At 42.6% G+C, this 19,471-nt stretch carries 15 protein-coding genes and 1 riboswitch; of the genes, 8 read left to right on the forward strand and 7 right to left on the reverse strand.

Going from position 1 to position 19,471, the window contains the following annotated elements:
* Window positions 1–53: 53 nt before the first annotated feature.
* A complete protein-coding gene (ribB, locus tag ACLPIE_RS12635; RefSeq protein WP_430262070.1) occupies window positions 54–710 on the reverse strand; it encodes a 3,4-dihydroxy-2-butanone-4-phosphate synthase in 657 nt (218 codons plus the stop codon).
* Window positions 711–868: 158 nt separating this feature from the next.
* Window positions 869–1,020, reverse strand: a riboswitch (FMN riboswitch).
* A 272-nt stretch (window positions 1,021–1,292) separates the two neighbouring features.
* On the opposite strand from ribB, the gene ubiK reads away from it, so the two are divergent.
* The gene (gene ubiK, locus ACLPIE_RS12640) at window positions 1,293–1,556 is read left to right on the forward strand and encodes a ubiquinone biosynthesis accessory factor UbiK (RefSeq protein ID WP_430262072.1); all 264 of its coding nucleotides are present in this window, start codon (window positions 1,293–1,295) and stop codon (window positions 1,554–1,556) included.
* Window positions 1,557–1,859: 303 nt separating this feature from the next.
* Here ubiK and hldE read toward each other — a convergent pair whose 3' ends face one another.
* The 3 genes from hldE to ACLPIE_RS12655 all read right to left on the reverse strand — a co-directional run bounded on the left by hldE (window position 1,860) and on the right by ACLPIE_RS12655 (window position 7,212).
* Complete coding sequence (gene hldE, locus ACLPIE_RS12645; protein WP_430262074.1) at window positions 1,860–3,287, reverse strand: bifunctional D-glycero-beta-D-manno-heptose-7-phosphate kinase/D-glycero-beta-D-manno-heptose 1-phosphate adenylyltransferase HldE; 1,428 nt, start codon at window positions 3,285–3,287, stop codon at window positions 1,860–1,862.
* 103 nt (window positions 3,288–3,390) lie between these two features.
* Window positions 3,391–6,237, reverse strand: coding sequence for a bifunctional [glutamate--ammonia ligase]-adenylyl-L-tyrosine phosphorylase/[glutamate--ammonia-ligase] adenylyltransferase (gene glnE / locus ACLPIE_RS12650; RefSeq protein WP_430262076.1), 2,847 nt, complete (start codon window positions 6,235–6,237; stop codon window positions 3,391–3,393).
* A gap of 12 nt (window positions 6,238–6,249) precedes the next feature.
* The gene (locus ACLPIE_RS12655) at window positions 6,250–7,212 is read right to left on the reverse strand and encodes a CYTH domain-containing protein (RefSeq protein WP_430262078.1); all 963 of its coding nucleotides are present in this window, start codon (window positions 7,210–7,212) and stop codon (window positions 6,250–6,252) included.
* 279 nt (window positions 7,213–7,491) lie between these two features.
* Here ACLPIE_RS12655 and ACLPIE_RS12660 point away from each other — a divergent pair, with 279 nt between their 5' ends.
* Together ACLPIE_RS12660 and ACLPIE_RS12665 are read left to right on the forward strand one after the other, a co-directional pair.
* Entirely contained in the window at window positions 7,492–8,106 is a 615-nt protein-coding gene (locus tag ACLPIE_RS12660) for a TIGR04211 family SH3 domain-containing protein (RefSeq protein WP_430262079.1), read from the forward strand.
* A gap of 14 nt (window positions 8,107–8,120) precedes the next feature.
* Window positions 8,121–9,365: a multifunctional CCA addition/repair protein gene (locus tag ACLPIE_RS12665; protein ID WP_430262081.1), complete on the forward strand. Its 1,245-nt coding sequence runs from the start codon at window positions 8,121–8,123 to the stop codon at window positions 9,363–9,365.
* A 40-nt stretch (window positions 9,366–9,405) separates the two neighbouring features.
* On the opposite strand, the gene folB is transcribed toward ACLPIE_RS12665, so the two are convergent.
* Window positions 9,406–9,765 carry a bifunctional dihydroneopterin aldolase/7,8-dihydroneopterin epimerase gene (gene folB, locus ACLPIE_RS12670; RefSeq protein ID WP_430262083.1) on the reverse strand — a complete coding sequence of 120 codons (360 nt, stop codon included), beginning with the start codon at window positions 9,763–9,765 and terminating at the stop codon, window positions 9,406–9,408.
* Window positions 9,766–9,873: 108 nt separating this feature from the next.
* On the opposite strand from folB, the gene plsY reads away from it, so the two are divergent.
* The gene (gene plsY / locus ACLPIE_RS12675; protein ID WP_430262085.1) at window positions 9,874–10,530 is read left to right on the forward strand and encodes a glycerol-3-phosphate 1-O-acyltransferase PlsY; all 657 of its coding nucleotides are present in this window, start codon (window positions 9,874–9,876) and stop codon (window positions 10,528–10,530) included.
* Window positions 10,531–10,804: 274 nt separating this feature from the next.
* A complete protein-coding gene (locus ACLPIE_RS12680; protein WP_430262087.1) occupies window positions 10,805–12,337 on the forward strand; it encodes a methyl-accepting chemotaxis protein in 1,533 nt (510 codons plus the stop codon).
* A 69-nt stretch (window positions 12,338–12,406) separates the two neighbouring features.
* Here the strand turns inward: ACLPIE_RS12680 and tsaD are convergent, their stop codons facing one another.
* On the reverse strand, window positions 12,407–13,426 hold the full coding sequence (tsaD, locus tag ACLPIE_RS12685; protein WP_430262089.1) for a tRNA (adenosine(37)-N6)-threonylcarbamoyltransferase complex transferase subunit TsaD: 1,020 nt from the start codon (window positions 13,424–13,426) through the stop codon (window positions 12,407–12,409).
* A gap of 329 nt (window positions 13,427–13,755) precedes the next feature.
* Here tsaD and rpsU point away from each other — a divergent pair, with 329 nt between their 5' ends.
* The 3 genes from rpsU (at window position 13,756) to rpoD (ending at window position 17,926) form a co-directional block, all read left to right on the forward strand.
* Window positions 13,756–13,971, forward strand: a complete 216-nt coding sequence (rpsU, locus tag ACLPIE_RS12690) for a 30S ribosomal protein S21 (protein WP_001144069.1) — start codon at window positions 13,756–13,758, stop codon at window positions 13,969–13,971.
* A gap of 169 nt (window positions 13,972–14,140) precedes the next feature.
* The gene (gene dnaG / locus ACLPIE_RS12695; RefSeq protein ID WP_430262091.1) at window positions 14,141–15,886 is read left to right on the forward strand and encodes a DNA primase; all 1,746 of its coding nucleotides are present in this window, start codon (window positions 14,141–14,143) and stop codon (window positions 15,884–15,886) included.
* A 105-nt stretch (window positions 15,887–15,991) separates the two neighbouring features.
* A complete protein-coding gene (gene rpoD, locus ACLPIE_RS12700; protein WP_430262122.1) occupies window positions 15,992–17,926 on the forward strand; it encodes an RNA polymerase sigma factor RpoD in 1,935 nt (644 codons plus the stop codon).
* A 69-nt stretch (window positions 17,927–17,995) separates the two neighbouring features.
* Here the strand turns inward: rpoD and ACLPIE_RS12705 are convergent, their stop codons facing one another.
* The gene (locus ACLPIE_RS12705; protein WP_430262093.1) at window positions 17,996–19,456 is read right to left on the reverse strand and encodes an MFS transporter; all 1,461 of its coding nucleotides are present in this window, start codon (window positions 19,454–19,456) and stop codon (window positions 17,996–17,998) included.
* Window positions 19,457–19,471: the final 15 nt, after the last annotated feature.

The raw sequence follows: 19,471 nt of genomic DNA on the forward strand, positions 1-19,471 counted from the left end.
AATTAGATAAGCTTTATTTAATCGAATTTCTTTAAGTCTTTCAAAGAAAAGAATTAACTTGCTTTCTTTTCTTCTGTTTGAAGACGATACTGAACTAAATCTTCAATCGTCACAACCGTTAGACCATGCTGTTTACCAAAGGCTGCCACCTCGGGAGTACGAGCCATTGAACCATCATCATTAGTTAGCTCACACAAAACACCGGCGGGTTTGAAGCCGGCTAATGTTGCCAAGTCAATGGATGCTTCAGTATGACCACGACGCGCCAATACCCCACCTTCACGCCCACGTAATGGAAAAACGTGACCTGGGTGATTAAGGTCGGCAGGAACGGCGTTGTCCGCGATTGCAGCACGAATAGTCGTGATACGATCTGCGGCAGAAACCCCTGTTGTAACCCCTTTCGCCGCTTCAATAGTCACCGTAAAACCTGTTTGGTTTTGGCTGGTGTTGTTTTCCACCATCATCGGTAATTCGAGCAACTTACGACGCTCTTCAGTGATACAAAGACAGACAATTCCACTGCTATAACGAATAGTAAATGCCATTTGTTCCGCAGTCATGGTTTCTGCGGCAAAAACTAAGTCGCCTTCGTTCTCACGATCTTCATCATCGAGAACAAGAACCCCCTTACCTTGGCGCAGAGCCTCGATAGCATTTTCAACACGTTCAATCGGATTTCCGAATTCAGAAAGTAGCGTATGATCCATGGTAAAAAACCTCTTAAATAGTTATTAACTAGTTACCAGAATCAAGGCAGTCTTAGGAGTACGAGAAATGATGAATAAATAAACAGCCTTAAAAAGCTATCTAGCTATTCAGGTATGCAGAACATGATTATGCAATACAGCACAAATATGCAGATACAGTTAATTCTCTCCCATCCGGACTATAACCGTCGGCCCCAGATTCACACTGGATCTGCTGACCTTTATCATAAGAATGATAAAGCGCTCGCGGGCTTCATGCGCGTTGCATGTTACCGCCGGTGGGGACTTTCACCCCGCCCTGAGATAAACGCTTTTAATATAACGCCAATAGTTGATGTACGCAACGGCGATAATCAAAATTGGCGAACGACTCACACTTTCGGTCAAAAACATGAGTAAAAACTTAATGTTATTCACGCTTGTTCCTTTAGCCTGCTAATTTATCTAAATAATTCAAATTATAGCTAGGTGATAAAATGAAGCGAGCTTAGCGCTAAGTATGACGAGAAAAGGGGTTTATTACAGTCACAAGAGGTATTACACTACGCACAACGATATTTCGATTAATTTAAGGACCCGCGAATGCTCGATCCGAAAAAACTTGAACAAGTGGCTCGTCAAATCCAAGGTGCTTTACCTCAAGGCGTACGTGATATAGGCGAAGATTTTGATAAAAAATTACGCTCTCTTTTGCAATCACAACTGGGTAAACTGGATTTAGTCAGCCGAGAAGAGTTTGATATTCAAACTCAAGTTTTACTGCGTACCCGTGAAAAGTTGGCAAAAATGGAGCAACGTGTTAGCGCATTAGAAGCTCATTTTAGCGAAGAAAAAAACACGCAGTAATATAAAAATTAAAAGTGACGCTAACCATAAGGGTCACTTTCAACATTATTTTACCGCTGAATTAGGCGCTAGCGCTCGTTCAATCAATTTCGCAATAGACTGATTTTTAGAAATATTACATGCTGCTATTACTGCATTTGAATATGCATTAAACGGCTTGCATAACGCTGCTTGGAACTCCGTTCCTTCATTTTTATCATCGTCGATTCCATGACGTCATATTGATTTTAAATAAATAAAAACCTCACGGCGTTTTTACATGCCCACGTGAGGTTTTTTAACTAGCTAATGAATAATGATAAATTAACTAGTTTTCATAATATTTTTAATGATATTCGTTGTAGAAATACCATCTTCAAAGTTAAGTACTTTAACTTCGCCGCCTGCGGCCCACACTTCCGCACTGCCGGCAATATCCTCTGGACGATAATCGCCCCCCTTAACTAAAACATCAGGCAATACTTCTGCGATTAAACGTTGTGGCGTATCTTCTTCAAATGCGACCACCCAATCAACGGCGCCTAGAGCACCGAGTACCGTCATACGTTGTTCTAATGGATTGACTGGGCGAGTCTCACCTTTCAAGCGACGGGTTGAAGCATCGCTATTTACTGCCACAATTAACCGATCCCCTAACTTACGCGCATTCGCTAAGTAAGAAACATGCCCTGCATGTAAAATATCAAAACAGCCATTGGTCATCACAACACGTTCACCACGTTGCCTAGCATTAGCAACAGCTTGTTTTAATTCACTTTCTGTCATGACACCGAAGCCGTTATCTGCTCGACCACGGATTGCATTTTCTAATTCGATTGGCGAAACTGTTGACGTTCCTAGTTTACCCACCACAACCCCTGCCGCCGCATTTGCGAGCGCACAAGCTTCATGTAGTGGACGGCCTGAAGCAAGAGAAGCCGCTAACACACCAATGACCGTGTCACCAGCTCCTGTCACATCAAAAACCTCTTGCGCTTGAGTTGGTAAGTGCAATGGCGCTTCATCACGACGGATCAGGCTCATACCTTGCTCTGAACGAGTAATTAATAACGCAGTCAGATCCAAAGATTGAAGCAATTCCATTCCTTTTTCTTCAACGTCTTGATTATCCTTGCATGGCCCGACAATCGCTTCAAACTCAGACATATTCGGTGTCAACAGCGTCGCACCACGATAACGCTCAAAATTATTACCTTTCGGATCAATTAAAACAGGGACGCCAGCTTTATTTGCTAAGGCAATCATTTTTTCTACATGCGTCAACGCGCCCTTTGCATAATCAGACAGCACAAGTGCCCCAATATGAGGTAACGCTTGCTCGATGCGCTCTAACATCGGTTGCACATCAACATTGTCAAAGCCTTCTTCAAAATCAAGGCGAATAAGTTGTTGATTGCGTGATAATACACGTAATTTGGTGATTGTAGGATGAGTTGGGATAGCAACAAAATCACAACGAACCTGTACCGCATTTAAATTTTCGATCAAAGCTTTTGCCGCATCATCAATCCCAGTTAAGCCGACAAGGCGAGAATGAGCCCCTAATGATGCAATATTCATTGCCACGTTAGCGGCTCCACCAGGTCGTTCTTCGACCGTCGTCACTTTGACAACCGGAACAGGAGCTTCAGGTGAAATTCGGTTGGTCGGTCCATGCCAATAACGGTCTAACATTACATCGCCAACTACCAGCACACCGGCTTGGTTATAATCCGGAAGAGTTACTTTCATCCTGTACTCCAGCGTTAAAAAGGAAATCTGATAATAATGAGTAACAATACTAGCATATTGCGCTATCTAGCTAAATAAAATGCATTAAACAAACATGAATGCTTTATTCCCCTAACCATTTTTGCCAACTGGATAAAACTTGCTGGCGCTCATCCACAAATTGGCTAATATCGACTCGACTTGGTAGGGATTGCAATGCCAAATGGTGTAGCTCATTACGCATCGTAACATAAGCCTGAGTTAATGCATTGGCCTCATCTTCAGGCATAAAATCATAGCGAGCCATTAATTCAAAAATACGCACATTATCTGACCAGCGAGTCAATGCCGCATTTTCTGACGCAAATCGCAAGACGAGGTATTGGGCAATAAACTCAATATCGGTTATTCCTCCGGGGTCAGCCTTTAGGTCAAATTCTGTGTCTTGATGGCTTCCTAAATGCTTATGCATTTTTATCCGCATATCACGCACTTGCTGCTGCAACGTTAGTGGCTCTCTTTGCATACATAAGGTTTCATGACGAATCTGTGTAAATTGTTGCTGTAAGTCTGCATCACCAAACACCATTCTGGCGCGAATTAACGCTTGATGCTCCCATGTCCAAGCATCATTTTTTTGGTAATCATCAAAAGATTGAATGGTACTGACCAACATCCCAGATTCCCCTGAAGGCCTTAAGCGAGCATCCACCTCATATAGCACGCCAGATGCCGTCCTTGTGCTGAATAAATGAATGATACGCTGCGCTACACGCAAATAAAATTGGCGCGCATCAATGGAACGCTCCCCATTAGTAACCACATTTAGCGGGCAATCAAATAAGAAAACCAAATCTAAGTCAGAGCTATAACCTAATTCCCAGCCCCCTAATTTACCATAGCCTAACACGGCAAAACCGTATTGTTTTGTGTCCCCTTGGACTAAATGAGCAGGCTCGCCATAGCGTCTGACCATTTTTTGCCATGCTTGCTGTACAACGGCATCAATAATCGCCTCTGCCAAATAGGTTAAGTGGTCACTCACCTTCATAACAGGCAGCACCCCTGAAATATCTTCTGCTGCAATACGTAATAATTGCGCCTGTTTGAATTGACGCAAAGCTTCGAGCTGTTGTTCTTCGTCATCCTCAGGTACACGCATCAAATATTGACGTAATTCATCACGGTAGGCAGTAAGAGGTAGAGGTTGATACAGGGATTGAGGGTCTAATAATTCATCAAGTAATAATGGATGACGAGATAATTGCTCAGCAATCATTGGTGAGGCAGCACATAGACGAATAACATGTGTCAGAACCTCATCAAATTCTAGCATCAATTCAAGGTAAGTGGTGCGGCTCACAATACTTAACAATAAAGGAGTAATGCGTTCAATCACCTGCCCTGCATCATCGCGCTCCCCGACTTTTGCTAATAGTTTAGGCATGAGTTCATCAAGCACATCTCGACCTCGGGGGCCTATAGTTCGCTTGTTAAGGTCATGGCGAAACATGATAATGCCATGAATGATCTTTTGAGCAACGTCTTCATTTTTAGAGGGTAAATAGCTAGCTAATTCCCCTTTTGATAACTCGCTTTGCCAAAGCGTGATATAAATTTCATCGAAAGCATCTGTTTGTTCATCGTCATCATCTTGACCGATTTGCTCAGTGAATATCTGATGCACTGCTGCCATTTTTTGGCTAAGAACTTGGCTAAAGCTCGGCCAATCCGTGAAATGCATTCCCCATGCCAATCGAGCTTGGTTTAATGCGTCTTCAGGAAGGGTTTGTGTTTGCTCATCATTAATACTTTGCAGTAAATTTTCCACTCTACGCAAGAAAATGTAGCTATCTTGTAAGATATCTACTTGATTGTTGGTTAATAATGCTAGCTCACGGATACCTTGCAAGGTAGAAAACAATGATTGCGATTGTAAAACTGGCTCTCGGCCACCACGAATGAGCTGAAAAACTTGGGAGATAAACTCGACTTCGCGAATACCGCCCGCACCAAGCTTGATATTGTTCACCAGACCACGCCGTCTGACTTCCCGCTCAATCATATTTTTCATATTACGTAGCGATTGGATCACGCTAAAATCAATATATCGACGGTAAACGAACGGCCTCAAAAGCTTACGCAAGGTCTGCGCGTAATGTAAGCTGTCTGCCCCCATGATCCGGGCTTTGACCATCGCGTAACGCTCCCAATCGCGACCTTGCTCTTGGTAGTAATCTTCCAGTGCAGAAAAACTAAACACCAAAGGGCCACTGTCACCAAATGGGCGTAAGCGCATATCAACACGATAAACAAAGCCCTGTGCAGTGACTTGATCGAGGAGACGGATCAATTTTTGCCCTAAACGAGTAAAAAACTGTGCATTATCGAGTTCTTTTCGGCCACCTTGTGTGACACCATTTTCTGGATAGGCAAAAATCAAATCAATATCAGACGAAAAATTCAGCTCTCCGCCACCGAGTTTTCCCATCCCTAAAACTAATAAAGGCTGTGCTTTGCCTTGCACGTTACACGGCGTCCCCCAAGACTGGCAACATTCTTGATATAACCAATCCCTTGCTGCCACTATCAAGGTTTCAGCCAACACACTTAATTGATAAATTGTTTCTTTTTGACTACTAATTTCCAGTGTTTGCATCCATGCGCAGCGCACTAACATATGGTGGCGAAACGTTCGCAACACATGCATTAACTGTTCTTCGTTGGTCACTAATGACACGTCTTGAGCCAACCATGTTGCATAACTTTTCCATTCATCCGCTTTAGGCGGTTGAGCACGAATTTCGAGTAAAAAACGCGAGTGTGCTAACACCTGCTTAAACACAAAATCACTAAAAGAAAGCACCTGCGTTTCTTGCTCGCTAAGCGGTAATAATTCATTAGCTTGTTCGGCTAATTGATTTAAAACTCGTTCACTTTGGGCTTGCAATAGTTTTGGAAAAGAATGCATTTCATCAATACCTTATTGAGCTTCTTGATAAGTTAACGCACTCAACCATTGAATAAAGGCTAACTTACACTTTAACCATTGACTGCTATAGCAAAAATCCTCCGCACTGATAGCGTCATTGGCAATGTCTAAACGCAATTGTTCAAGTGGCGTATCATGAACAAAGTGAGGTGCTGAGTGTTGATAATGAACTAAAAAAGCTTGTACAAAACGTAAAAATTCCGAGAAACCTTGGCGAGCATTGTCCTCACCAGCCAACCAATACGCCTCATGTTGTTGACAAAGCAATTGCATATGAGTGAGTGATTTTTCTATAGGTTGCTCTTCATAATCAAATATGGAATCAGGACGAGGTAATACCGCTGAGTTTGATGTAATTAATGAATACCCCCGCGCCGCTTTGCTCAGTGATGAAAGGTACAGGCCATCAATATCCGCAAGTTTTTTTGCAAAGTTTAGGACATCAGCAATAAATCCTTTTTTGAGTTCCAATTCAAATTCTTGAATTGGCAGCTCTTTGGCTCCAGCAGAAATCTCGCCTTGGTCGAAAACCACCTCAATTTCACTGTCTTCAAAAGTTACCAGCCACTTTTCACGCATAAAATTTGTACTGAATAAGATAGCAAGGTCGGATTGTAATTGTGAAACATCGGTTCCTTCTGGCCAAATTTCAGTAGGGAATGCCGTAAGATCCAGCTCTGGAGAATCAATATCAACATTATATTCAGGGCGCTGATGTAAACCACCTATTACCAGCCCTGCTGTTTTGATAGTCATTTCATAGCGACCGTCACAACCACGGATACGCAGCCCCATATCCCATTGACGCAATTGACGCTGAGCGGTATCAAAATAGATATTGGTTAACTTAGTGGGCTCACTGTGTTGGTGCGAAAGCGTAGAAACACACTGGCGAACCGCCTCAATGGCATCCCCCCTCGCAGCTAATTTGAGTTCAATCTCTACGTGGCTCATACATTTCCTTATTTGATTATTTCACTCAGTTCATATTACCCCAATCATGCCTAGCTGAGAAAAAAAACTCTACAGAAATCAAAAATTCTCCCCTTTACATTTCTTTTAGCGAGTTATCTTGAAAATAGAAGAAAAACAAGGGTAATTTAGACAGTTAGGATAGTTCTCATTATCCTTTAAGGAGACAAGACATTGGTGTTTAGCATTTGCACCTATACACTTTACTCATTAGTATTCCATTAATATAAAATTCATTCATCACAAAAGACTGTAAACACCATGCGAAAAATTCCATTATTATTAATTTCAATCATGGGGCTAGGCCTTTCCTTAAATACGCACGCAGCAGAAAAGCGTTATATTTCAGATGACTTGTCAACTTACGTTCATAGCGGCCCTGGCACAAAATATCGTATTGTAGGTACGCTCAATGCGGGGGAGGCTGTTGAGCTAATTTCCACTGACAACAATTTTGCTCAAATCAGAGATGAAAAAGGCCGCACGGTTTGGTTGCCTGTTGACCAATTAAGCAATACGCCTAGCATGAAAACGCGTATTCCTGAATTAGAGGCCGAAAACCAAAAATTGCGTCAACAGTTAGATAATATCGACAATACGTGGAATACTCGTACCTCCGATATGCAGCAAAAAGTCGCTGATAACGACAATATCATTAGCCAATTAAAAGCTGAAAATGAAAAATTAAAGAATGAGCTGATCAAATCAGGTAAAAAATTGGAAATTGCAGAGGTCAATCTCGACGATCGCCGTCGTGAGTTGATTTTACAATGGTTTATGTATGGTGGCGGTGTTGCTGGAGCAGGTCTGATTTTCGGTTTAATTTTGCCTCATCTTATTCCACGCCGTAAAAAACGCAATAATGGTTGGATGTAATTAAGGCCTGTAATATGAAAGTTTATCTCGTTGGTGGTGCGGTTCGAGATCAATTGCTCGGACTCCCTATTTCTGATAGGGATTTTGTGGTGGTAGGTGCAACACCAGAAGCGATGCTTGCTAAAGGATTTCAGCAGGTTGGGAAAGATTTTCCTGTATTTTTGCACCCCAAAACCCATGAAGAATATGCACTAGCAAGAACAGAACGCAAAACCGGATCTGGGTACACAGGGTTCAGTTGCTACAGTGCACCTGATGTCACCATCGAGGATGACTTATTACGCCGCGATCTTACTATTAATGCCATAGCACAAAGCGACTCAGGTGAACTTGTCGACCCCTATCATGGCGTAAAAGACCTAGAAAATCGCCTATTGCGCCATATTTCTAATGCATTCGCGGAAGACCCGCTGCGCGTTTTACGCGTTGCTCGTTTTGCTGCGCGCTATTATGCATATGGGTTTACCATTGCCCCTGAAACACTCGTTTTAATGCAATCTATGGCAAATTCAGGCGAGCTTTCTCACCTGACAGCGGAACGCGTTTGGACAGAAACACAAAAAGCGTTAATGTCTAATGCACCACACGTTTATTTCGACGTATTACGTCGCTGTGAGGCACTTGCCGTGCTTTTCCCTGAAATCGATAACTTATTTGGCGTTCCGGCTCCTGAAAAATGGCACCCAGAGATTGATACAGGGATACATACCTTAATGGTTATGAAGTTGGTTGCTACATTATCTAATGATATTGATGTACGCTTTGCAGCACTGTGCCATGATTTAGGTAAAGCGTTAACGCCATCTTCTATTTGGCCTAGCCACCCTGACCACGGCATCAACGGTATTCCGCTTATAGAGCAACTTTGCGATAGGTTAAAAGTACCAACTAGCGCCCGTGATTTGGCACGTCTAACGGCTCGCTACCATGATAAAATTCATATTATCAATAAATTAACCGCAACTGAGTTGATTGCAATTATGGATGGCCTTGATAGCTGGCGTAAACCCGAACGAATTACTCAATTAAGTTTGGTTAGTGAAGCGGATGCCAGAGGGCGATTAGGCCTTGAGCAACAAGCTTATCCACAAGGGGAGTATCTTAGACAAGCTTTTTCTGTAGCACAGAACGTGAGTGTTAAACCCATTATTGAACAAGGCTTGCAAGGGCCTAGTATCCGCCAAGAACTGACTCGTCGGCGTATTGAAGCGGTCGGAAACTGGCAAGGGCAACAGAAAATAATGCCCATCCCGTCATAGTCATGAGTGAAACTGGCGGTTAAATGCCGCCAGCCTTAATTTAAGCGGTTTTAGTACCTCTTTCGATAATAACCCCCACTTGACGAGCACGCGCCACTGCACCTGGTTTAGCAACTTTTATCCGAACCCAAGGAGTCTTGAAACGCGTCAGTAAGAGCTGAGCGACCTCCTCGGCCACACGCTCGACTAAGCCAAATTTGTTGTTTCCGACATGTGCAATGATTGCCTTGCTAATTTGCGCATAATCTAAGCAGTGCTCGACATTATCGCTCATAGACGCGCGTTTGTTATCCCATCCCATTTCGATATCGAGCACGAGTTTCTGTTCAATATCTTGTTCCCAGTCATATACACCAATCGTAGTGATGACTGATAATTGCTCAATAAATACGATATCCATCACGTCATTTTCTCATTTATGTACTGAATTGATACCACTTCGGCAAAAATATGCGTATTATCCAAGACTGAAGTGAATATATGGCCTTAACCGTTTTTGGAGTTAGCTATGAGTGCAACCGCGCTTGGTATGATAATCTTCGCCTATCTATGTGGATCAGTTTCGAGTGCGATACTGATCTGCCGTTTGGCAAGACTACCCGATCCCCGTCAACACGGCTCTGGTAACCCCGGTGCAACTAACGTATTACGCGTTGGCGGTAAAGCCGCTGCCGCTGCCGTTCTTATTTGCGATGTCTTAAAAGGTATGATCCCTGTTTGGCTTGCTTATTATTTAAATGTGCAGCCATTCTATCTTGGGTTTGTTGCAATTGCAGCTTGTCTTGGTCATATTTATCCGGTTTTCTTTCGCTTTAAAGGAGGCAAAGGTGTTGCTACTGCCTTTGGTTCTATTGCGGCAATCGGCTGGGATCTCTCTGGGCTTGTCGCTGGAACATGGCTGCTCACCGTATTACTCAGTGGTTATTCCTCACTAGGTGCAATAGTTAGCGCCCTACTCGCTCCGTTCTATGTATGGTGGTTCAAACCAGAATTTACTTTCCCTGTTGCCATGTTGTCATGCTTAGTGCTCGTTCGTCATCATGGCAATATACAACGACTTTGGCGTGGTCAAGAAAGCCGTATTTGGCAAAAACTAAAAAATAAAAAGCAAAAAACCAGTAAAGAAATTGCCCAAGAAGCTAAAGAGCAAGAGTTAGACGACTAATTATTTCACTTAATACCATTTAAAGAGCTGAAAATTCAGCTCTTTTTTATACATATCAACTTATTGAAAGTTTCCTAAAAAGCCAACAACAGCACCAGTGTTAAATCTCACCTTAAAACTGAAATAGCAGCAATTTGTGCTACGGATAGTCTTTTACCATAACTAGCGCACACTTTTAAAAAAAAGTTAATTTATTACAAAATTATTACTAATGAATATCTAAAAGCTGTCGACTATATAAAAGGAAAACTAAACAATAATAATGGTACCAATAATGAGCCGAACTCCTTATATCACTCAAAATGAACATATACTAGACGAAAATATTACGCTAATGACAACTAGCGATTTGCAAGGAAACATTGTTCACGCTAATGATTTCTTCGTACAAGTTAGTGGTTATGAATTAGATGAATTATTAACACGTCCTCATAATATTATCCGTCACCCTGATATGCCAAAGGAAGCTTTTGCGGATATGTGGTCAACATTAAAAAAAGGAGAACCATGGACAGGAATTGTCAAAAACCGTCGTAAGAATGGTGACCATTATTGGGTTCGTGCCAATATTATTCCCATTGAGCGTAATGGCGAGATAACCGGCTATATGTCAATTCGAACACGAGCAACACGCCAAGAAATTGCCACTGTCGAACCGCTTTATGCAGCCATGAATGAAAATAGATGTAAGCGAAAAATATTTAAGGGGATTGTGCTTTCTAAAAAAAAGCCTTTCCACTTTTCAACATTGCCTACACGTTGGCGCATTAGGTTAGTCATGGGTTTATTATTCATGCTTTGGTTGACACTAGCGAGCTTCACTGGGTTACAGAGTCTAACATTCATGACGGTCAGCATCTGTACACTTATCATACTAACCATAGGCAATATCACCTTTGAAAGAATACTCGCTAACCCACTTGAAAACATGACAACACAGGCTTTAAGCATTGCTCGGGGAGAGCGCCACAATATTCACCACATGCAACGCACAGATGAAATAGGATTGATTTTACGCTCAATAGGTCAACTCGGACTAATATGCCGCTGGTTAATCAAAGACGTCTCTGAACAAGTAGATAGTGTACGTAAAGGTAGCGAGTCTTTAGTCTCTGACTGTCGCGAACTAGACACCCACACTCAGCAAACTGTCGGTTATATGCAGCAAACCGTTGCCACCATGAACCAAATGGCTGTTTCCGTGAAAATGAATGCTGATAACACTATCCAAGCTGATCAGCTATCCAATGTCACCAGTGAGACCGCTGTCAACGGTGGTGCAGTGATGGATGCTGTAGTTGAGACAATGGATGAAATTGTCCATAGCACAAGTAAAATAAACTCAATCACTGATGTGATAAAAGATATTGCATTTCAAACCAATATATTAGCCTTAAATGCTGCAGTAGAAGCGGCTCACGCAGGAGAGCAAGGTAAAGGGTTTGCAGTCGTTGCCAATGAAGTGCGTAACCTTGCAAGTCGTAGTGCCAGCGCAGTCAATGATATTCGCGAGTTAATTAATGACTGTGAAAAAAAAGTCAACTCAGGAAAAGAGCAGGTTCACACTGCGGGGGATACGATGAAAGACATTGTTGACCAAATACAAAATGTGACTCAGTTGATCACACATATCAGCCAAGCAACCTTTGAACAAGCAGCGGGAATTTCCGATATTACCCAAGCCGTTAGTGAGTTAGAAACTATCACGCAGCAAAGTACATTGCTCGTTGAACAAAGCACAGAAACGTCGAACATGGTGAAAACTCGCGCAGCTCGACTTGAGGATGCAGTGATTGTTTTACATTGATATTTAATTGAATAACAAAGGGCTGTAAGACAGCCCTTTGAACGATAAAAAACCAAACCACCGGCACCATTATTTTTCTAATGGCGGTAACTCAGCCAGTGGCCAACGAGGGCGTACCGTCACACCTAACCCTGTAGAAGCGCCACCTTTTAGACGAATGAGCCCCGCTAACGCAATCATTGCGCCATTATCGGTACAAAACTCAGGCCTTGCATAAAAGACCTCACCACCGCGTTGTTTGAGAACCTCTTCCATTTTAGCTCTTAACGCCCGATTAGCACTAACGCCTCCGGCCATCACCAAACGTTTGAAACCTGTTTGCTCTAATGCACGCTTACATTTGATAGCTAGCGTATCGACAACCGCATCCTCAAATGCTCTGGCAATATCCGCTCGAGTTTGATCATCATCGGCATTCTCACGAATGGTATTGGCTGCAAACGTTTTTAGCCCTGAAAAACTAAAGTCTAACCCAGGGCGATCAGTCATTGGGCGAGGGAAAACAAAACGCCCCGCGGCACCTTGCTGAGCCATACGAGATAGGACTGGGCCTCCTGGGTAATCTAGTCCTAATAATTTTGCTGTTTTATCAAAAGCTTCACCCGCAGCATCATCAATAGATTCACCAAGCAATTCATACTCACCAATACCCGTCACACTAATAAGTTGAGTGTGACCACCTGATACCAGCAAAGCCACAAAAGGAAACTCAGGGCTTTTTTCTTCTAACATCGGGGCGAGTAAGTGACCTTCCATATGATGAACAGCTACTGCTGGCACATTCCAAGCGAAAGCTAATGAGCGCCCTACTGTCGCCCCCACCATAAGCGCGCCAACTAACCCAGGACCTGCGGTGTAAGCCACTGCATCAATATCTTGGCTCCGCAGGTTAGCCTCTTTTAGTGCGGCCTGAATTAATGGAACTGTTTTACGAATATGGTCGCGAGACGCTAGCTCAGGAACCACACCGCCATAGTCCGCATGAACTTTAATTTGGCTATATAATTGGTTGGCTAACAAACCAAGCTCGTCATCATAGATTGCGATACCGGTTTCATCGCAAGAAGTTTCGATACCTAAAACACGCATTACACTACCCTTGTTTATTTCATAGGCACAAGTCTATCACTATTTTCCTGCTATCGCGTAATTTATGTTGCCAAAAGGCTGACTTTCCTTGTTGTATAGTCTATAATCAATGCCCTGTAATAAAAATTTCGTGTGGCTAATTCTCATTATTATTTAGTTTTGCGTGCTTTTTCATCGAATAAGCTGCAAATCAGGTAATCTTGTGTGATTCAATTTTATACGGCACTTTACAAACCCGTACTCATTGAAGTAAAATTCCGCACCATTTTAAATGAAGGCTGGTGAATCCATACCAGCAACAAACCGATTTCTATCGAGGTGAGAGGCACATGCCGGTAATTAAAGTACGTGAAAACGAGCCATTCGACGTTGCACTGCGTCGTTTCAAACGTTCCTGTGAAAAAGCAGGAGTTTTAGCTGAAGTTCGTCGTCGTGAATTCTATGAAAAACCAACGACTGAACGTAAACGCGCTAAAGCATCTGCTGTAAAGCGTCACGCTAAGAAACTGGCTCGCGAAAACGCACGCCGTACTCGTCTGTACTAATTGATTGCGGTGCAAACCGCATTCATGGCAGATGATAGCTAATACAAAACATTCGTTTCTCTCGTAGTTACTCTGTTTTGTAGTAGTACATAGCTAAGCAGTTAAAGGCCGTGCTTTCCCCAAGAAAGCGCGGCTTATTATCGTTCATCAACAGGCGAAAAAGAGGCTTATGGCTGGGCGAATTCCGCGTTCATTTATCAATGACTTGTTAGCAAGAACCGACATCATTGATTTAGTCGATGCTAAAGTCCCATTAAAAAAACAGGGTAAAAACCATCACGCTTGTTGTCCGTTCCATAATGAAAAAACGCCTTCTTTTACTGTAAATGGTGAAAGGCAATTTTATTACTGTTTTGGTTGTGGTGCACATGGCAATGCCATTGATTTTTTGATGAATTACGACAAGCTCGACTTCGTCGAAGCCATCGAAGAATTATCTGCACTACACGGCCTTGATGTCCCTTATGAAAAAGGAACAGGTTCAAGCCAAATAGAACTACATCAACGACAAAATCTGTATCAGTTGATGGAAAAAGTGAATCAATTTTACCGCGCTGCCTTAAGTCATCCCTCGGCTAATAAAGCGAAAGATTATTTAAGCCAACGTGGTTTAAGTGCTGAAATTATTGAGCATTTTTCGATTGGCTTCGCCCCCGCGGGCTGGGACAATCTGCTTAAGAAATTTGCAACAAACCCTGAGAGTCGCAAACAGCTTGATGATGCAGGCATGTTAGTGACCAATGATAACGGCCGAGTCTATGACCGCTTTAGAGAGCGAGTTATGTTTCCGATTAGGGATAGACGGGGCCGTGTTATCGCCTTTGGTGGGCGTGTTTTAGGGGATGCACTCCCTAAATACTTAAACTCACCAGAAACAGATATTTTTCATAAAGGTCGTCAACTATTCGGCCTGTATGAAGCGACACAAAACAGTAGTGAATTAGCAAAATTACTGGTAGTTGAAGGGTATATGGACGTTGTGGCACTCGCTCAGTATGACATCCGCTATGCGGTAGCTTCACTGGGAACCTCAACAACCTCAGAGCACATTCAGCTCCTTTATCGTTCAACAGATACTGTAATTTGTTGTTATGATGGTGATAGAGCAGGACGAGAAGCCGCATGGCGAGCGCTCGAAACGGCTCTGCCATACTTAACGGATGGCCGCCAACTACGCTTTATGTTTTTACCTGATGGCGAAGACCCTGATTCACTCGTACGCAAAGAAGGTAAAGATGTTTTTGAGCAACGCATGACCAAAGCTCAAACACTTTCCGCGTTTTTATTTGATTCACTTGTGCCGCAAGTTGATTTAAAAACCCAAGAAGGGAAAGCAAAATTTAGTAAGCTTGCTATCCCTTTGATAAAACAGATACCAGGTGAAACTCTGCGCCTTTATATGGCCCAAGAGCTAGGAAATTTTATTGGTATACCGGATATTTCCCAAGTTCTTGCTATGATTGATAGAGAGAATACTGAGCAAGTTAGCTATCAGGCACCAAAACTAAAGCCAACCACAATGCGAATATTAATCGCTCTGTTGGTACAAAATCCGAACTTTTCGGAACTTGTTCCCTCACTAGAGGGAATCGCCCATATCCAAATGCCGGGGCTTTCTCTATTTCAGGAATTGGTTGATGTTTGCCGTTCCACCCCCGGAATGCGTACAGGGCAGTTGCTAGAGCGTTATCGTGATAATAAATTCTCGAAACAGCTTGAAAAACTGGCAACATGGAACGATATAGAAATAGAGGAGATAGCGGAAAATACCTTTATAGATGCTTTAAATCATCTATTTAACAGCGCACTCGACGAACGTTTCGACTATTTAATAGCAAAAGAACGAACTGAAGGGCTGACCCCAGAAGAGCGCGAAGAAGTCCGCTTGATCACTCTTTCTAGAGTGAAAACATAATACAGACCCAAACAGAATTAATATTTTAACGGCTTAAGTGCCGAAAAACACAAGGCCGATGCCTGTAAAATGCTACGAAAATAAAGGGCGTAGCAAATAATAAATATTCCCTTTGTATGTTCTTGTTGGCCGAATGTTTCGCCGACCGACACCAATCTAAATACTCAGAAGTGTGGATACCGTCTTATGGAGCAAAACCCGCAGTCGCAGCTTAAGCTACTCGTAACCAAGGGTAAAGAGCAAGGTTACTTAACCTATGCTGAGGTCAACGACCATCTGCCGGAAGATATCGTCGATTCAGACCAAATTGAAGATATCATTCAGATGATTAATGACATGGGCATCCAGGTCATGGAAGAAGCACCTGATGCCGATGATTTGATTTTGGCCGAAAATACTTCCGATACTGATGAGGATGCAGCAGAAGCCGCTGCACAAGTATTATCCAGTGTTGAAAGCGAAATTGGCCGCACAACTGACCCTGTGCGCATGTATATGCGTGAAATGGGAACCGTCGAGCTTCTCACACGAGAAGGTGAAATCGACATAGCTAAACGTATCGAAGATGGTATCAATCAGGTTCAGTGTTCCGTTGCTGAATACCCTGAAGCGATTACCTATCTTCTGGAACAATATGATCGTGTTGAAGCAGGTGAAAGCCGTTTATCTGATTTAATCACCGGTTTCGTTGATCCTAACGCAGAAGAAGATCTCGCACCTACGGCAACTCACGTCGGCTCTGAATTACCACAAGAAGAGCTTGATAAAGACGATGACGAAGATGACGAAGATGAAGATGGCGATGACAGTGATAGCGATGACGATAACAGCATCGATCCTGAATTAGCGCGCCAGAAATTCTCTGATCTTCGCGAACAGTACGAAAAAACACGTCAACATATCAAACAATATGGTCGCAGTGATACAAAAACAGCGGCGGCAATTGAACAACTTTCCGAAGTGTTCAAAGAGTTCCGTTTAGTTCCTAAGCAGTTTGACTATCTCGTCAACAACATGCGTGAAATGATGGATAGAGTCCGCTTACAAGAGCGTACTATCATGAAACTGTGTGTTGAGCAGTGCAAAATGCCAAAGAAAAACTTCATCACATTATTCAGCGGCAATGAAACCAGTGAGACTTGGTTGACAGCAGCGAAGGCAATGAATAAGCCTTGGTCTGAAAAACTGCTTGACGTTGAAGAAGAAATTCTGCGCTGTCTGCAAAGACTGCGTCAAATTGAAGAAGAAACAGGCCTGACGATTGAGCAAGTTAAAGACATCAACCGCCGTATGTCTATCGGTGAAGCGAAAGCTCGCCGTGCGAAAAAAGAAATGGTTGAAGCAAACTTACGTCTGGTAATTTCTATTGCGAAGAAATATACCAACCGTGGTTTACAGTTCCTTGATCTGATCCAAGAAGGTAACATCGGTTTGATGAAAGCCGTTGATAAGTTTGAATACCGCCGTGGTTATAAGTTCTCTACTTATGCAACTTGGTGGATACGTCAGGCTATCACGCGTTCAATCGCCGACCAAGCTCGTACAATTCGTATTCCGGTTCACATGATTGAAACTATCAATAAACTGAACCGTATCTCTCGCCAGATGCTGCAAGAAATGGGCCGTGAGCCATCGCCAGAAGAACTGGCTGAACGCATGCTGATGCCGGAAGATAAAATCCGTAAGGTACTGAAAATTGCTAAAGAACCGATTTCAATGGAAACCCCTATTGGTGATGATGAAGATTCACATTTAGGTGATTTTATTGAAGACACAACTTTAGAGTTACCTTTAGATTCTGCAACTTCAGAAAGCTTACGCTCTGCAACTCATGAAGTATTAGCGGGTTTAACAGCTCGTGAAGCTAAAGTTCTACGTATGCGTTTTGGTATTGACATGAACACTGACCATACCCTTGAGGAAGTTGGTAAGCAGTTCGATGTTACTCGTGAACGTATTCGTCAAATTGAAGCAAAAGCATTGCGTAAATTACGTCATCCAAGCCGCTCAGAAGTTCTGCGTAGCTTCCTTGACGAGTAATTTATTTAGTCTCCGTAAAAACACCTGCTCGGCAGGTGTTTTTTTATGCCAATTTTCCAACTAAATCAATTAGCTAGCTTGTCTATTTTTCATCATTAAACACAAGGTAGCAATAATCGCAATTGCCCCACCGAACATGGCAAGATTGAAACCGGAAACAAAAGCAGAACGCGTTATCTGCTCAATAAATGTCGATGGCATCACAGAGGAATTTTGAATCAAACGTTCGATTTCTTGTGTTGATAAAATAGCGCTCAACCTGTCATCTTGTAATAATTGATCTATGGCACGGTGTGTCATCAACGTACCCAATAGAGCAATCCCCAAAGTCATACCCGTTTGTCGCAGCGCATTCATGACTGCCGAAGCAATTCCTGAATAGGATTTTTCAATACTGGCCATAACAAGAGCCCCAATTGCAGGAGTTGACATACCCATTCCTGCTCCGAGTATAAATAATACTAAGGCAATCGGCAGATAAGCGGTTTGTGCGTTAACTCGTGTTAACAATAAAGAAGATAAGGCGATTAAAATGAACCCAAAAATCATTAAATTACGTACACTTAAATAGCGCGATAATTTACCAAATGAGAACGAGAAAATAGCCATCGCAATAAACTCTGGAGCCATGCGAATTCCCGCCTCAAAAGCCCCCCACCCTTGCCCTTTTTGTAGAAATAACGCAATAAAAAATACATTACTATAAGTCGCAAATCCGAGCGCAAAAGAAGCCATATTGTATTGGAAGAAAAATGGGTTCTTTTTAAATAAAAATATGGGTAACAGTGGTTTTTCTACCCGATGCTCAACCCAAACAAAGCCCACACTTGCGACAGCAGAAATCACTAACCCACTCAACGTGATATAACTTCCCCAACCTTGCTCTCCGGCTTCTATCAATGCAAAAGTTAACCCACCCAAAGCGACAATGCTCAAGCACTGCCCTACCGGATCTAACGCCGCTTTATCGGGATCAGCACTTTCTTGAATACCTAACCAGCCTAATAATAAAGTAAGCAAACCAATGGGAATATTAATCAAAAATATCGTTGTCCAATTGAAACTATCGACTAAAAAGCCCCCTAAAATTGGACCAATGATTAAAGAAAGTGCACTCACCGCCGACCAAATCCCAATGATCCTGATACGTTCAATATCATTGGTAAATGATTGAGTAATAATGGAAAGAGCACCAGGAATTAAAGCCGCGGCAGCAATACCTTGAATGACCCGCCCGGTGATCAACATTTGCGTTGATATTGAAAACGCGCAAACAGCTGACCCTAATGTAAAAATAACAATCCCTGTTAGCCAAACTTTTTTTCGCCCATAACGGTCACTCATCGGCCCGACTGACAAGATCAATGCAGATAAGCACAATGCATAAGCATCAATAACCCATTGCAACATTGACATGTTCGCTTGTAAATCACTCCCTATCGCAGGAAGCGCAACGTTCACAATACTGATATCTAGTGTTGCCATAAAAGTACCTAGGCAAACTGCCAAGATCAAAAAAATTCGCTTCATTTTCTATGCCTCATT

It is taken from the genome of Providencia sp. Me31A (assembly GCF_050487165.1).
Taxonomy (GTDB): domain Bacteria; phylum Pseudomonadota; class Gammaproteobacteria; order Enterobacterales; family Enterobacteriaceae; genus Providencia.